A 15,158-nucleotide genomic window follows, 5' to 3' on the forward strand; every position below is an offset into this window, starting at 1 on the left:
GGCCTTCACGGACGGCGGTGCACGACGGGTCGCCCCGCCGCGGACGACGTCCTAGTCGAGGTAGTCGCGCAGCACCTGCGAACGCGACGGGTGGCGCAGCTTCGACATCGTCTTCGACTCGATCTGGCGGATGCGCTCACGCGTGACGCCGTACACCTTGCCGATCTCGTCGAGGGTCTTCGGCTGACCGTCGGTGAGACCGAACCGCATCGAGACGACGCCCGCCTCGCGCTCCGACAGGGTGTCGAGCACGGAGTGCAGCTGCTCCTGCAGCAGCGTGAAGCTGACGGCGTCGGCGGGCACGACGGCCTCGGAGTCCTCGATGAGGTCACCGAACTCGCTGTCGCCGTCCTCGCCCAGCGGGGTGTGCAGGGAGATGGGCTCGCGGCCGTACTTCTGGACCTCGATGACCTTCTCCGGGGTCATGTCGAGCTCCTTGGCCAGCTCCTCCGGGGTGGGCTCGCGGCCCAGGTCCTGGAGCATCTGGCGCTGCACACGCGCGAGCTTGTTGATGACCTCGACCATGTGCACCGGGATACGGATGGTGCGGGCCTGGTCGGCCATGGCGCGGGTGATCGCCTGACGGATCCACCAGGTGGCGTACGTGGAGAACTTGTAGCCCTTGGTGTAGTCGAACTTCTCGACCGCGCGGATCAGACCGAGGTTGCCCTCCTGGATGAGGTCCAGGAACAGCATGCCGCGGCCGGTGTAGCGCTTGGCCAGGGAGACCACCAGACGGAGGTTGGCCTCCAGCAGGTGGTTCTTGGCCCGGCGGCCGTCCTCCGCGATGATCTCCAGCTCGCGCTTGAGCTTCGGCGCCAGCTTGTCGGAGTTCGCCAGCTTGTCCTCGGCGAACAGGCCCGCCTCGATGCGCTTGGCCAGCTCGACCTCCTGCTCGGCGTTGAGCAGGGGGACCTTGCCGATCTGCTTGAGGTAGTCCTTGACCGGGTCGGCGGTGGCGCCCGCGGCGGCGACCTGCTGGGCCGGCGCGTCGTCCTCGTCCTCGTCGGACAGGACGAAGCCGGCGCTCTCGGCGCCCTCGGGCTCGTCCGCGACCTTGGTGTCCTCGAGGACTTCCTCGTCCGCCGGCTCGGCGTCGTCCTTCTTCGCCGTGGCCTTCTTGGTGGCGGTCTTCTTGGCCGTGGTCTTCTTCACCGCCGCCTTCTTGGCGGTGGTCTTCTTGGCGGCCGCCTTCTTGGCGGGCGCCGCCTCCTCCTCGACGGCCGCGTCGGCGGCCGGGGCCGCGGAGGCGGCGGCGGTGGCCTTCCGGGGGGTCGCCGTCTTGGCCGCTACGGTCTTGGTGGCGGTGCGCTTGGCGGGAGTCTTCGCTGCGACGCTCTTGCGGGTGCGCTTGGGCTCTGCGGCACTGACCATCAGCGTCACACCCTCTTCCTCGAGGATCTGGTTGAGGCTGCGCAGTACGTTCTTCCACTGAGTGGCCGGAATCTGGTCAGCTTCGAAGGCCCGACGCACGTCATCGCCGGCGATCTGCCCCTCAGCCTTTCCCCGCTCGATGAGCGCCATGACAGAGACGGACTCGGCGATCTCCGGCGGGAGCGTACGGGATGTGCTGGCCGACACGAACAACCTCTCGGAACGTTGGAAAACGGCTTCCGGCCCCGTCCACAGTGGACAGGGGCCGACCGCCGGCTTGGGGATGGGCCGACGGCGCGGGCGGGGGCCGGGAAGATGCACAGCGCCGATCACGGCGTCCGTATTCCCTCCGCGGCTGTCACCTCTTAGGTCATCGCGTTCTTCCCGGAAGCGTTACGCCCATTCCGCGTGGCCCGAATCACACCCCGTAACCAGTCAAAGCCTGGCAGACACGGACAGAAGTGCGCACGGGGGGCGAGGGGTCCCCCGCTGTGCAGGTTACTGCGGGCGTCGCTTCATATGTCGCTTCGTACCGTCGGACCCCGCGGCACCGTCGAGGGGGCCGCAGGGTCCGACGGGGGACGGCTCACGGACGCGGCGCTGCCACAGGAGGGGGATGGCAGGCCGGACCGCGCCGTCGGGGAAACGCGGTCAGTGAGGGCGGGGCGCGGGCACCACACGCTCGACCTCGGGGTGGACCGTGAGGAGCTGCCGCATGGCCTCCTCGGCCGCGACGCCGTCTCCGGCGGCGAGGGCGTCGACGATCCGGGCGTGGTGGGCCAGCGAGGTCTCGTTCGGCCGCTCACAGCCGGTGACCGGGCCGCCCGACACCTGGAGCGCGGCGGACACGATCCCGGACAGGTGCTCCAGCATGCGGTTGCCGGCGACCTGGATGAGCAGGGAGTGGAACTCGTTGTCCGCCCGGGCGAAGGTCAGTGCGTCGCCCTGTCCGAGGGCGTGCCCCATGATCTCCACCATGTCGGTCAGCCGCTGCTGGACGTCGTCCCGGCCGTGTCCGGCCGCCAGACGCGCGGCGAGCGGCTCGATCGTCCAGCGCAGCTCGCTCAGCTCCCGGCGCTGGTCGTCGCGCTGCGGCCCGTAGGCCCGCCACTCGATGATGTCCGGGTCGAGGAGATTCCAGTCACTGACCGGGCGCACCCGCGTGCCCACGTTCGGCCGGGCACTGACCAGGCCCTTGGCCTCCAGGACGCGGAGGGACTCGCGGACGACGGTACGGGACACCTCGAAACGCTGACCGATCTCCTCGGGCACCAGCGGGCGGTCGGCGCCCAGGTCGCCCGAGACGATCATCTGTCCCAGCTGCTGGACGAGTTGTCCGTGCAGCCCGCGTCCGCGGCTGCCCGCGGTCCGCCGGCCCACACGGCCAAGCTCCGGATCCCCGCCGTCCCACACCGGGCCCCGGTCGGTGCCGGGCGTGTCCGCGTAGGGGTAGCGGTCGAGTTCGCCCGGGGTCGCGAGGCCGGAGTCGGCGGAGCGGGCGGCGGTCATCATGGTGTGCGCAAGGGTACTCACGCATCCTTTGTCGGCGTCGGTTCCAACTCCCTTGAGGTCTTTGGTGAAAAGCACACGAAAGGGTGATCGCTCACCTCGTCGCAATTGACGCCTTATCGGAAAGAAATGAGCGTTTCCTAGGGAGTTGCGCTCAGAGAAGGTCCGAGAAGCGCAAACTCGGTCGTCATCGGACGCGGCCCCGCAAACCCGTGAACGCGTACGCGCACAGCAGGGCCAGCACCGACAACGCCATGGCCCCGCCCACGGGTTGGGCCAGCAGTCGCAGCAGCCCCTCCAGATGCTGCTCGCCCCCGAAGATCCGGCGCAGCGGCAGTCCGCCCCACAGGCGCCCGGCGAACGGCTCCGGATTCCGCACCGCCGGCCCCTCCGTGATCTCGCGCACGGCGGGTACGACGAGAAGCGGCACGGCGACGACCGCGGCGAGCCCGGCGGTGGTGGACCGGAACACGCCCGCGGCCAGCACCCCCGCCCAGGCGCACCCCGTGACGAGGGCGAGCCACCCGGCGGTGAGAGCGGGCCACTCCGCCGGAACCGCGACGAGCTCGCTCCCGTAGACGAGATACAGCACTTCGGCGGTGCAGCCGACGGTCAGCACGGCCAGCGCGAGGGCGGTCAGCGTTGCGACGAACAGCTTCGCCGTCAGCAGGCCGAGCCTGCGGGGGACGGTCCCTCGGTCCGCCGCGAGCGCGGGGTGGCGGAACTCGTCGCCGAACGCCAGCGCGCCGAGCAGACCCGCTCCGAGCGCGGCGGGCGGCAAGGGCACCTGCACGGGCCAGGCGGCCAGCAGCCGCGGCTGCGGGGTGTGACCGATGCGGGCCAGCAGCAGCGCGGTGAGGGCGGACACGACGAGTACGCAGGCCCCGACGACGAAGCCCGTGGCCACCCCGGTGGCCCGCCGGATCTCGTAGCGGACGGGCCGCAGAGGGGTGGGCGCGGGGCGAACGCGGACGGGGGGCGGGAGGGTGACGGGGGCGGGGCGGGCGGTGGGCCGGTGGGGCGGGGTCGCCTTGGGGGCGTCGTTCTCGGGGGTGGTTCGGGGCGGCTCGGGAGGGGTTGATTCGTCGGGGTTGGTCGAGGGGGCAGGAGCTGCGGGTTCCGGCTGGGGGTCAGGGGCGGGGGCTGCGGGTTCGGGTCGGAGGTCAGGAGCGAGGTCGGGGTCCGAGGCGGGCTGAGGAGCGATTTCGGCATCGGGCTGCGGGGCGGTTCCCGCATCGGACTGAGGAGAGGTGTCGGGATCGGGCCGAGGGGCGGTGTCGGAGTCGGGCCTAGGGGCGGACTCGGCCGCCGGCCGGGGCTCGGGAGCGACGGCCGGTTGCGTGTCCGCACCCGCCCCCGGCCCCATGTCGCCCACTTCGTCGGCCAGTTGATGCACGACGATGCCGTGCCGGAAGGCCGTCTCGCCCACCTCGGCGCAGCTACTCCCGTAGACGCAGAGGCGGTTGCCGCCCTCCTGTACGACCTCCACGGACCGTTGTGTGGAACGGGCCTGCTGGGCGAGCAGCGCGGAGAGGCGGGCGGCGTGCGGGCTGCGGACGGCGACGCGGGGGCGCAGCCGGGTGCGGGCGAAGTCGGCGGCCCGCTGGTCGGCGACGAGCCGTCCGTCGTCCAACGTGACCACGTGATCGGCGATCCGCGCGGCCTCCTTGGGATCGGCGGTGCTGCACAGCACCGTCCCGCCCTGCGCCGCGTGTTCCCGCAGCATGTCGTACAGCCAGCGCCTCTCCCCCGCCGCGAGCCCTCTCGCAGGGTCGTCGAGCACGAGGGTGTGCGGGTCCGGCAGGAGGGCGCAGGCCAGACCGAGGCGGCGGTCCATGCCGCGCGACAGGGTGCCGAGGCGTTCGTCGCGCAGGCTCACCAGGCCCACCGCTTCCAGCACTTCGTCGGCGCGCCGGGCCGGGACCCCCGAGGCCGCGCAGAGCATGCGGAGATGCCCGCGGACCGTGCGGGCGGGGTGCCCCGGCACGTCACCCAGAACCACCCCCACCTCGTGGGCGGGATGCGGGATGCGATGCAGGGGGCGGCCTGCGAAGTAGGTGATCCCACGCCCGCGTTGGAGCTCGAGCATGAGTCTCAGCGCCGTGGTCTTGCCGGCGCCCGGCGCTCCGAGCAACGCGGTGACGCGGCCCGCGTGCGCCTCGAAGGAGACGTTGTCGAGGGCGGGCCGCTGCTCTTTGCGAGGGATGCTGGTCAGTCCGATGGCCTGGATCACCCGATGCAAGATAGCGCGCCAAATCGCGTTTTTCGGGCACCACGGGGCCTGTTGCACGGAGGGAGAACGGTCCGGGACACGCACCCCCGGGGGCCGGCCTCTCCCGTGTCAGACCTCGGGACGCAGCATCGGCGGGTTGAGCAGAGTGGCGCCGCCGGCCCGGAAGAGCTGGGCGGGACGGCCGCCCTGCCGGGTCGTGGTGCCGCCGGTGGGGACCAGGAAGCCCGGGGTGCCCGTCACCTTGCGGTGGAAGTTGCGCGGGTCGAGCGCCACACCCCAGACCGCCTCGTAGACGCGGCGCAGCTCACCGACGGTGAACTCCGGCGGGCAGAACGCCGTCGCCAGCGAGGAGTACTCGATCTTGGAGCGGGCGCGCTCCACGCCGTCCGAGAGGATCTGGGCGTGGTCGAAGGCGAGCGGCGCCACCGGCTCGCCGTCCCTGCCGTAGCCGCCCTGCTGCAACAGCTCGTCCACGGGCGCCCAGCGCGCGTTGCTGGCGTCGCCGCCCGCCCGCGGCGCCGGCAGGTCCGGCGCGAGAGCGAGGTGGGCGACGCTCACGACCCGCATGCGCGGGTCACGCTTGGGGTCCCCGTACGTGGCCAGCTGCTCGAGGTGGGCACCGTGATCCTGGGCGGGGATGGCCGGATCATGAACCCGCAGCCCCGTCTCCTCGGCCAGCTCCCGCGCCGCCGCCTGCGCCAGATCCTCGTCGGCACGCACGAAGCCTCCGGGAAGTGCCCACCGCCCCTGGAACGGGGGCTCGCCCCTGCGTACCGCCAATGCGCACAGAGCGTGACGTCGCACGGTGAGCACGACCAGGTCCACGGTGACGGCGAAAGGCGGGAAAGCTGACGGGTCGTAGGGCATGCGGCGATCATAGTCGTCTGCCTGACGATAAACACTCCCTTCACCGGCCGGATCGTCGGCCGGTCTCGTTCCGTACCGGCATCTCCCCTACTCCTCCGCCTCCTCCCCACGCGGCACGGTGTGCGCACCTTCCTGGTGCTGCCCGCGCCGGGACGCGGCGCCGGAGTGCGCGGCGCCTTCGGGCCGGGCCCCGCCCGGTGCCATCCGGGGGCGCGGCAGCCGCCCCGTCGGCGAGCTTTCGCGGCGAGGGAGCCGCCCCGCACGGCCGGCCGCCCGCAGCCGACGCCTCCGGGACGTGGGCGACGCGTCGAGGCGGGGAGCCTCACCCTCACCCCTGCCGGGGCCCTCACCCTCGCTCCCGCCGGGAGCCTCGCTCCCCTGCCCACCGGAAGACCCGCTCACCTCAGCCGTGCCGGACTCCCCCTCGCCCCCGCCCCGCAGGCAGCGGCGGATCGACTCCGGGTCGAGCCCCTCGTTGCACGCCTGGTGCAGCAGACGCGCGAAGAGGTAGTCCGGGTCGGCTCCGAGAGCCATGGCGAGGGCCTCCCGCGCCTCCAGTTCGTCGCCGGAGGACCAGGCGACCCACCCGGCGAGGGTGAGGGGCGCGGCGGCGTACTCCGCGTACGGGCCGACGCAGCGGCGTGCCAGAGTGCGCCACAGGCGGAGGGCCGGGGCCGCCTCGTCGCCCTCCATCCACGCGGCGGCGCGGTCGCGGGTGGTGCGGTCCTGGAGGCCGAGGAGCACCGTGGCCGCCTCGTCGTGGCCGATCAGATCGTCGTCCCGCAGGTCCGACGGGAGCGTGCCGGAGACGGGCGGGGCGTCGGCGAGGCGGTGCATGAGGCGCTCGGCCAGTTCCAGCGTCTCGTCGGCGACGGCCTTGCGGGCCTGCTCGTCGACGATCCGGGGGAGCAGCTTCAGCCCGGCGTCGTCCAGGGCACGGCGCTGGTCGTGGGCGGCGGAGGTCTCCCAGGGCTGGAGCCGGACGTGCAGTTCGCGCAGGGAGCCGCGGACCTGGAGACCCGCGTAGGCGGCCGCGGCGGCCAGCACGGACGTGCCGGGCAGGCCCATCGGCGTACCTTCCTCCGGGCAGCAGGTCCGGTCGTCGCAGCAGTACGACCAGAAGCGGCCGGCGGAGACGCAGAGGGCTTCGACCACCGGGACGTCCAGGGCTCCGCACTCCAGGCGCAGGGTGTGGGCCAGGGGTCCGAGGCGCTCCTTGACCTGCCGGCCGGTCTCGCCCTGTCCCGGTTCCTGGCACAGGAAGACGACCATCTGCTCGGGCCGGGCTCCTCGGCGCTCGCATCCGGTCACCAGGCCGTGGGCGAGCTGGCGGGCGGCCGAGGGCCAGTCGCCGGGGTCGGCGGGGATGCCGAGCCTGGCCCGGCCGCCGAACCTGCCCCGCCCGCCGGTGTCGTGCAGGGAGACGAGGACGATGCTGTCCTCCGGGCGGTACCCGAGCAGGTAGGGCACGGCGTCGGCGAGCTCGGCCGGGGTGCGCAGCGTCACCTGCTGCGGGTCGCCGTGGCTCTGGTACGCGGTGCAGGTGAGGTCGGCCGGGAGGGGAGGGCGGTCCTCGCCGGTCACCGGCACGGGCGCTTCGGTGCGGGCCGCGGCCGCTTCCCGTCGCGGCTCCGTGGCGTCGCGTCCGCCCTGGCTCGGGATGTCACTGTTCTCGGAGGGACCGGTCGTCCCGCTGTGGTTCGTCATGCCGGGACCTTCTCGCGGATTGCGACATTCCGGTTTACCTGTGGACAAGTCGGGTCAGGTCCATGCCACCACCGCGCCGTCGGCCGGCCGTTGTCCACAGCCCGGAGCCGATGTCGGCGCCGTCCTGTTGTATGGAACCCATGGAGCACACGAGCAACACGGATCTCCGGACGGCCGCCGACGCGGTGCTCGCCCGTCTCGTCGGCGACGACACGGGCACCGCACGGCTGCGCGACGACCAGTGGCGGGCGATCGAGGCGCTGGTCGCCGAGAAGCGCCGGGCCCTGGTCGTCCAGCGCACGGGCTGGGGCAAGTCCGCGGTGTACTTCGTGGCGACCGCGCTGCTGCGGGCCCGGGGCAGCGGCCCGACCGTGATCGTCTCCCCGCTCCTGGCGCTGATGCGCAACCAGGTCGAGGCCGCGGCCCGGGCCGGGGTCCACGCCCGGACCATCAACTCCTCCAACAGCGAGGAGTGGGACGCCATCCGGACGGAGATCGAAGCGGGGGACGTGGACGTGCTGCTGGTCAGCCCCGAGCGGCTGAACAACCCGGACTTCCGCGACCAGGTGCTGCCCCGGCTGGCCGCCGCGACCGGACTGCTCGTGGTCGACGAGGCGCACTGCATCTCCGACTGGGGCCACGACTTCCGCCCGGACTACCGGCGGCTGCGCACGATGCTGAGCGACCTGCCGCAGGGGGTGCCCGTCCTCGCCACCACCGCCACGGCCAACGCCCGGGTGACCGCCGACGTCGCCGAGCAGCTCGGCACGGGCGGTTCCTCGGACGCGCTCGTGCTGCGGGGCCCGCTGGACCGGGAGAGTCTCAGCCTGAGCGTGCTGCGCCTGCCGGACGCGGCGCACCGCATGGCCTGGCTCGCCGACCATCTGGACCAGCTCCCCGGGTCGGGGATCATCTACACGCTGACCGTGGCCGTGGCCGAAGAGGTCACCGCGTTCCTGCGCCGGCGCGGACACACGGTCGCCTCGTACACCGGCCGGACGGAGAACGCCGACCGGCAGCAGGCGGAGGAGGACCTGCTGGCCAACAAGGTGAAGGCGCTCGTCGCCACCTCCGCCCTCGGCATGGGGTTCGACAAGCCCGACCTGGGTTTCGTGGTCCACCTGGGGTCGCCGTCCTCCCCCATCTCCTACTACCAGCAGGTCGGCCGGGCGGGCCGCGGCGTCCGGCACGCGGAGGTGCTGCTCCTGCCCGGCAAGGAGGACGAGGCGATCTGGGAGTACTTCGCCTCCCTCGCCTTCCCGCCGGAGGAGACGGTGCGGCGCACGCTCGACGTGCTGGCGCGCGCCGAGCGGCCCCTGTCGCTCCCCGCGCTCGAACCGCTCGTGGAGCTGCGCCGCTCCCGCCTGGAGACGATGCTGAAGGTGCTCGACGTGGACGGGGCGGTGCGGCGGGTCAAGGGCGGCTGGACCGCGACCGGACAGCCCTGGACGTACGACGCCGAGCGGTACGCGTGGGTGGCGCGTCAGCGCGCGGCCGAGCAGCAGGCGATGCGCGACTACGTGTCGACGACGGACTGCCGGATGGAGTTCCTGCAACGGCAGTTGGACGACGAGGGCGCCAAGCCCTGCGGCCGCTGCGACAACTGCGCGGGCGCCCGTTACACGGCCGAGGCGTCCGCCGTGGCGCTCGACGCGGCTCGCGCCGACCTCGGCAGGGCAGGCGTGGAGGTGGAGCCGCGGCGCATGTGGCCGACCGGACTCCCCGCGATCGGCGTGGACCTGAAGGGCCGTATCCCGGCCGGGGAGCAGGCGGCGCAGGGCCGGGCGCTGGGCCGGCTGTCGGACATCGGCTGGGGCAACCGGCTGCGTCCGCTGCTCGCACCACAGGCGCCGGACGGGCCCGTGCCCGACGACGTCGCCCGGGCCGCGGTGGGCGTGCTCGCCGACTGGGCCAGGGGGCCCGGTGGCTGGGCGCCCGGGGTGGACGACGCCCAGCCCCGGCCGGTCGGGGTGGTCACCGTCGCCTCGGCCACACGGCCGCAGCTCGTCCAGTCGCTCGGGGCGCGCATCGCGGAGACCGGGCGGCTGCCGCTGCTCGGGACGGTGCTGAGCTCGGGCGAGCAGCATCAACTGCCCCGCAGCAACAGCGCCCAGCGGCTCAAGGCCCTCGCCGGCGCGCTGACCGTCCCGCCCGAGCTCGCGGAGGCGCTCGCGCGGGCCGGAGGTCCGGTGCTTCTGGTGGACGATTACACGGAGACAGGGTGGACACTCGCCGTCGCGGCACGGCTGCTGCGGCGTGCGGGTGCGCAGGGAGTGCTGCCGCTGGTACTGGCCGTACAGGGCTGACCCGGAGCCGCCGTTCGGCGGGTGGGGATATTAGCCGCGGATCTGCCGATAACGGTCCCCTGTCCCAATTGCTCGTTGCCGCATCCAAGTTCGACAGGAAGAATTGAAGGACGCACCCGCACGGCTCGCCCGCCGACCAGGTAGGGCTCTGTTGCGTGCGCGCTCCCCCGAATCCGACCCGCCCGCAGAGTGGGCGTAGCCGAAGGGAGGACCGTGACCTTCGGATTCGCTCCGTCCTCGGCGGCATCGCTGTCGACGTCCGCCGTATCCGCCAACCGTGTGCTCGAGCCTGCGGAGTGGGCGGCCGCGGGCATCCCGCTGCTGCGCAGTCCGCGCGAGGTCGTCAGCGGACTGCACGCCCGGCACCGTCCCGGCCCGGCGACCGCGGTTGTCGCCGTGCTCGATCCGGACGAACGCCTGTGCGCGAGCGCGTCGTTCACGCGGCGCTCCACCGGCGCGGACGGCTGGATGTACCGCAACGCGCTGCTGGCCCAGCTGCGCCGGGTCATCCCGCACGACCTGCGGCGCCGCACCCCGGTGCGTACCGCCGTCCTGCTCTACTGCCGTGAAGGCGACGCCCGCTGGACGGAGGAGGACGGGGCCTGGATGTGGGGGCTGCGGGACGCCTGCACCCTGCACGGGCTGCGCTGCGGCGCGTACATCACGCTGACCCGGGACGGCTGGCAGGTCCTGGGCGAGGGGCGGGGCGGCCGCCATCCCAGCGCCGGTTCGGAACCGGAGCCGGTCGCCATGTCCGAGGCGCCGCCGCGGATCCCGCGCACCGGCGGAGCCGCGTCGGACGTGCTGCGGCGCGCGGCGGCCCGCTGACACCGGGCCGTCCACACCCGCGCTCGGCCAACCGCAGGTCCGGCGTCGAACGTGCCCGCGGCACCAACATGCCCCGGTGCGCCGCCATGGAGCGACCACGACCGGCGCCCGTACCGCCCGCGCGCCGTCCGTCAGGAACCCCTCAAAAACCCCGGCCACGGGACCCGTGGAGCCGTCCCCGAGGACCGGCGCGCCTCACACCCGACTTCCGTGCGCGCCGCGCCCTCACCCGTCCCCGGGCACACCGACGGACCGGCGGTGCGGGCACCGCGACCGCCGGCGTTCACGCGGGGGCGACGACCCCGTCCGGGTGCCGGACGGCGCCGTGGTGTCGGCTCAGACCCCGGCGCCCAGCACGGAGTTGATGCGCTGCGGATCCCCGCAGACGATCAGCAGCGCGCCGGCCCGGGCGTGGGCGGTCTTCAGGGCGGAGGCGGTCACGGACTCGGGACCGCCGTTGACGGCGACCACCACGACGGGACGCGTCCGGGCACGGTCCGCCGCCTGGGCGTCCGCGTAGAAGACGTCGTCGCCGGCGTCGTGCTGTGCCCAGTAGGACGCCTCACCGAAGGACAGTTCGTGGGTGGCCCACGGGTGGTGTTCACCCGTGGTGAGCACCAGCACGTCGCCGGGGGCTCGGCCGGAGTCCAGAAGCAGGTCGACTGCCTCCTCGGCGGCGTCGAGCGCCCCTTCGACGGAGGCCGGGATCAGCTGGATCTGCGGGCCGTCGGCGGCAGCGGACGGATGCGATGGGCCGGGCGTGGCCGCGGGGGCCGCCTCACGCGAGGTGCGCTGGGCCGGGGGCGCCGGCCGCGGCGGGCCGGGACGACCGGGACGCGACGGAGCCGCGGGGCGGGGACCGGGTACGGGGCGGGGGGTCGGCGCGGTACGGCCACTGGCCGGTGTGGCGCGGGGACCCTGGGCACTCTCGTGAATCTGAGGCTCCTCGGGAATGAGAGGCATGAGCTGATTTTTATCAAACGGTGGCGCGGCCGGCATCGCCGGGTGGCACATCAGTGCGAACGTCTCGTCAGAAGTCGAAGCCGAGCTGGCCTTCGATCTGCGGGACGGTCGCCTCCGCCCAGGTGCGGGCCTTCTTGAGGTGCCGCCACTGGGGCAGCGCATCAAGATACGCCCACGACAGCCGGTGGTACGGGGTGGGTCCCCGGACCTCCAGCGCGGCCCGGTGCACGGGGGACGGATACCCGGCGTTGTCCGCGAAACCGAAGTCTGCATGGTCGGCGCCCAGTTCGGCCATCATTTTGTCGCGCTGGACCTTGGCGATGACCGACGCCGCCGCCACGGCCACGCACGACCGGTCGCCCTTGATGACCGTCCGGACCTGCCAGGGCGAGCCGAGGTAGTCGTGCTTGCCGTCGAGGATGACCGCGTCGGGCCGCACCGGGAGGCTCTCCAGGGCGCGGACGGCCGCCAGCCGGAGCGCGGCGGTCATCCCCAGGTCGTCGATCTCCTCGGGCGACGCGTGACCCAGGGCGTACGACGTGACCCAGCTCCGCAGCGTCTCGGCGAGTTCCGTGCGGCGCTTGACGGTGAGGAGCTTGGAGTCGGTGAGTCCCTCGGGGGGCCGGCGCAGTCCGGTGATCGCCGCGCAGACGGTGACCGGGCCGGCCCACGCGCCACGCCCCACCTCGTCGACACCTGCAACGATCTTCGCTCCGGTCGTGGCGCGGAGTGAGCGCTCGACGGTGTGAGTAGGTGGTTCGTACGGCATGGCGCCCTTAGCGTACGCCGCCCGGTTCGGCGTGCGACACCCCGGTTCCCCGACCGTGGTCACCGTCGTCACCACCTTGTGATCAGGAGGCGTGCGGGCGTGCGATCAGAAGCGTGCGGGCCTGTGATCAGGAGGCGTGCGGGCGCAGCAGCGGGACCATCAACTGGTCGATCATCTGCTCCAGATCGACGTCCGACCATTCGCTGCCGCACATCTTCTCGCGGTACATCATCATCGCCGGCACGGCGTCGAAGACATAGCCGTTCGCCGCGTCGGGGCGCACCTCTCCCCGCTCGATACCGCGCTCGACCACCTGCCGGAGCAGTGTGAGGGTCGGTTCCACGACGCCGCTGACGATCACCGTGTGGAAGCGCTCGGCCTCCATGCTGTCGCACTCGTGAATGACCGCACGCAGAGCGCACCCCGGCTTGGAGAACATGGCGTCGCGGGCCCTGCGGCACAGCTCCAGCAGGTCTTCGCGCACGTTTCCCAGGTCCGGCGCCTCGTGGAACTCGGGCAGCGCGGCGCGCAGGGCGTCCGCGACGAGGTCCTCCTTGGAGGGCCAGCGCCGGTAGACGGCCGCCTTCCCCGTCTGGGCGCCCGCGGCGACGCCCTCCATGGTCAGGCCGTTCCAGCCGACCGTGCTGAGCTGCTCCAGCGCGGCCTCGAGGATCGCGCGTTCCAGGACGGCGCCGCGGCGGCGGGAGGCGGCCGTCTGAGCGTGGGTGGCGGCCCAGCTCGAAGTAACCATCTGACTCTCTCCATCGAGAAGAGGAAGCGGACATTCGGGGATGAAGCATCCGCCGTGCGGCGCCGAAGGGGGACACGCCGAAGCGACGGCCAGTCAGTGAACGCTTGCGTTCACTGTCGGGGGCTTCTACGGTTGACGCAACAGTGAACGCGTTCGTTCACTAATCCATTCGTGGGGGACCCATAGTGACCACCTCTCCATTGCTCCAGGATCCAAAGCCGGGCGCGGCTCGGCGGCCGGGGCGTCCCGGCATCGCGCTCGCCGTCATCGCGGCCTGTCAACTCATGGTCGTACTCGACGCGACGATTGTGAACATCGCGCTCCCGCACATCCAGAATGCCTTGCAGTTCAGCACCACCGATCTCACCTGGGTGGTCAGCGCCTACACCCTGACCTTCGGCGGACTGCTGCTCCTCGGCGGCCGGGCCGGCGACATCCTCGGCCGGCGCCGCGTCTTCATGAGCGGCATCCTGCTGTTCACCGCGGCCTCCCTGCTCGGCGGGCTCGCCCAGGAGCCCTGGCAGCTCCTCGCCGCGCGCGTCCTCCAGGGCATGGGCGGCGCGATCGCCTCGCCGACCTCGCTGGCGCTCATCACCACCACGTTCCCGGAGGGCCCCGAACGCAACCGCGCCTTCGGCGTCTTCGCCGCGGTCTCGGCGGGCGGCGGCGCCATCGGTCTGCTCGCGGGCGGCATGCTCACCGAGTGGCTCGACTGGCGGTGGGTGCTCTTCGTCAACGTGCCCATCGGCCTGCTGATCGCGGTCCTCGCGCCGATGTTCATCAACGAGTCCGAGCGGCACACCGGACGCTTCGACATCGCGGGTGCGGTGACCTCCACGGCCGGTATGGCCTCGCTCGTCTACGGCTTCATCCGCGCGGCCGAGGAGGGCTGGAGCGACAGCCTCACCATCGGCTCGTTCGTCGCCTCGGCCGTCCTGCTGGCGGGCTTCGCCATGATCGAGTCGCGCGCCAAGGAACCGATCACCCCGCTGCGGATGTTCGCCGACCGCAACCGCTCGGGCACGTATCTGATCATGCTCAGCCTCGCCGCGGCGATGTTCGGCATGTTCTTCTACATCGTTCTCTTCGTGCAGAACGTCCTCGGCTACACCCCGATCGAGGCCGGTCTCGCCTTCCTGCCGGTGACGGTGGTGATCGCCATCGGGGCGGGGGTGTCGCAGCGGTTCCTCCCGGTGTTCGGACCCAAGCCGTTCATGATCATCGGTTCGACGCTGGCCGCGCTCGGACTGGCCTGGCAGACGCTGATCGACTCCGACAGCTCCTACGTCAGCGGCATCCTCGGGCCCATGCTGATCTTCGGCCTGGGCATGGGCCTGAACTTCGTGACGCTGACGCTCACCGCGGTCTCCGGCGTGGCCCAGCACGAGGCGGGCGCAGCCTCCGGCCTGCTCAACGCGACCCAGCAGGTGGGCGGGTCGGTGGGTCTGGCGCTGCTGACCACGGTGTTCGGCACGGCCAGCCGGGACGAGGCGGAGAAGCAGGTGCCGTCCTTCCTCGCCGAGGGGACGGCGCAGCAGAAGGCGGAGTTCGCCCAGACGCAGCAGCTTCCGGCGCCCTGGGGGCACGAGGTGCTCGCACAGGGCATCTCCGCGGCGTTCGTCCCGGCCGCCGCGATGGCGGTGCTGGCCCTGGCCGTCGCCTGGCTCGTCATCCGGGTCCGCAAGAGCGACCTGGAGGCCCTGTCCGGTACGGCGGGACCCGGCATCGGCTGAGGGGAACACCGCACGCCACCGGCCCGGCGACGCACCGGCCGACTTCACGGGGGTCGGCGGGGCGACGCCGGGCCGGCGCGCGTACCGGAGCAGCACGGCGCACAGCACCAGGAGAACT

General features: G+C 72.5%; 11 protein-coding genes. 3 read left to right on the forward strand and 8 right to left on the reverse strand.

The genetic code is table 11. The features are described 5' to 3' along the window. Window positions 1-51: 51 nt before the first annotated feature. The 5 genes from ACFOSY_RS11400 to ACFOSY_RS11420 all read right to left on the reverse strand — a co-directional run bounded on the left by ACFOSY_RS11400 (window position 52) and on the right by ACFOSY_RS11420 (window position 7,690). A complete protein-coding gene (locus ACFOSY_RS11400) occupies window positions 52-1,581 on the reverse strand; it encodes an RNA polymerase sigma factor (RefSeq protein ID WP_225652166.1) in 1,530 nt (509 codons plus the stop codon). Between the two features lie 444 nt (window positions 1,582-2,025). Continuing rightward, a complete protein-coding gene (locus ACFOSY_RS11405; RefSeq protein WP_394306638.1) occupies window positions 2,026-2,907 on the reverse strand; it encodes a FadR/GntR family transcriptional regulator in 882 nt (293 codons plus the stop codon). Window positions 2,908-3,070: 163 nt separating this feature from the next. Further along, complete coding sequence (locus tag ACFOSY_RS11410) at window positions 3,071-5,116, reverse strand: ATP-binding cassette domain-containing protein (protein WP_394306639.1); 2,046 nt, start codon at window positions 5,114-5,116, stop codon at window positions 3,071-3,073. Between the two features lie 108 nt (window positions 5,117-5,224). Next, on the reverse strand, window positions 5,225-5,983 hold the full coding sequence (locus tag ACFOSY_RS11415; RefSeq protein WP_394306640.1) for an NUDIX hydrolase: 759 nt from the start codon (window positions 5,981-5,983) through the stop codon (window positions 5,225-5,227). A gap of 87 nt (window positions 5,984-6,070) precedes the next feature. After that, entirely contained in the window at window positions 6,071-7,690 is a 1,620-nt protein-coding gene (locus ACFOSY_RS11420; RefSeq protein WP_394306641.1) for a DUF4192 domain-containing protein, read from the reverse strand. A 140-nt stretch (window positions 7,691-7,830) separates the two neighbouring features. On the opposite strand from ACFOSY_RS11420, the gene ACFOSY_RS11425 reads away from it, so the two are divergent. Further along, complete coding sequence (locus ACFOSY_RS11425; protein ID WP_394306642.1) at window positions 7,831-9,996, forward strand: RecQ family ATP-dependent DNA helicase; 2,166 nt, start codon at window positions 7,831-7,833, stop codon at window positions 9,994-9,996. 213 nt (window positions 9,997-10,209) lie between these two features. Next, complete coding sequence (locus ACFOSY_RS11430; protein WP_394306643.1) at window positions 10,210-10,824, forward strand: hypothetical protein; 615 nt, start codon at window positions 10,210-10,212, stop codon at window positions 10,822-10,824. A 336-nt stretch (window positions 10,825-11,160) separates the two neighbouring features. On the opposite strand, the gene ACFOSY_RS11435 is transcribed toward ACFOSY_RS11430, so the two are convergent. The 3 genes from ACFOSY_RS11435 to ACFOSY_RS11445 all read right to left on the reverse strand — a co-directional run bounded on the left by ACFOSY_RS11435 (window position 11,161) and on the right by ACFOSY_RS11445 (window position 13,307). Further along, the gene (locus ACFOSY_RS11435) at window positions 11,161-11,787 is read right to left on the reverse strand and encodes a hypothetical protein (protein WP_394306644.1); all 627 of its coding nucleotides are present in this window, start codon (window positions 11,785-11,787) and stop codon (window positions 11,161-11,163) included. 67 nt (window positions 11,788-11,854) lie between these two features. Beyond that, window positions 11,855-12,556: a ribonuclease HII gene (locus ACFOSY_RS11440; protein ID WP_394306645.1), complete on the reverse strand. Its 702-nt coding sequence runs from the start codon at window positions 12,554-12,556 to the stop codon at window positions 11,855-11,857. A 127-nt stretch (window positions 12,557-12,683) separates the two neighbouring features. Further along, window positions 12,684-13,307 carry a TetR/AcrR family transcriptional regulator gene (locus ACFOSY_RS11445; RefSeq protein ID WP_394306646.1) on the reverse strand — a complete coding sequence of 208 codons (624 nt, stop codon included), beginning with the start codon at window positions 13,305-13,307 and terminating at the stop codon, window positions 12,684-12,686. A 185-nt stretch (window positions 13,308-13,492) separates the two neighbouring features. On the opposite strand from ACFOSY_RS11445, the gene ACFOSY_RS11450 reads away from it, so the two are divergent. Continuing rightward, complete coding sequence (locus tag ACFOSY_RS11450; RefSeq protein ID WP_394306647.1) at window positions 13,493-15,040, forward strand: MFS transporter; 1,548 nt, start codon at window positions 13,493-13,495, stop codon at window positions 15,038-15,040. The last annotated feature ends 118 nt before the right edge of the window (window positions 15,041-15,158 follow it).

Source organism: Streptomyces lusitanus (assembly GCF_042647945.1).
Lineage (GTDB): Bacteria > Actinomycetota > Actinomycetes > Streptomycetales > Streptomycetaceae > Streptomyces > Streptomyces pseudogriseolus.

Bases quoted from the DNA above. Each gene is read 5' to 3' on its own strand.
- ACFOSY_RS11415 (WP_394306640.1), bottom strand. From the start codon at position 5,983: ATGCCCTACGACCCGTCAGCTTTCCCGCCTTTCGCCGTCACCGTGGAC.
- ACFOSY_RS11420 (WP_394306641.1), bottom strand. From the start codon at position 7,690: ATGACGAACCACAGCGGGACGACCGGTCCCTCCGAGAACAGTGACATC.
- ACFOSY_RS11425 (WP_394306642.1), top strand. From the start codon at position 7,831: ATGGAGCACACGAGCAACACGGATCTCCGGACGGCCGCCGACGCGGTG.
- ACFOSY_RS11435 (WP_394306644.1), bottom strand. From the start codon at position 11,787: ATGCCTCTCATTCCCGAGGAGCCTCAGATTCACGAGAGTGCCCAGGGT.
- ACFOSY_RS11440 (WP_394306645.1), bottom strand. From the start codon at position 12,556: ATGCCGTACGAACCACCTACTCACACCGTCGAGCGCTCACTCCGCGCC.
- ACFOSY_RS11445 (WP_394306646.1), bottom strand. From the start codon at position 13,307: ATGGTTACTTCGAGCTGGGCCGCCACCCACGCTCAGACGGCCGCCTCC.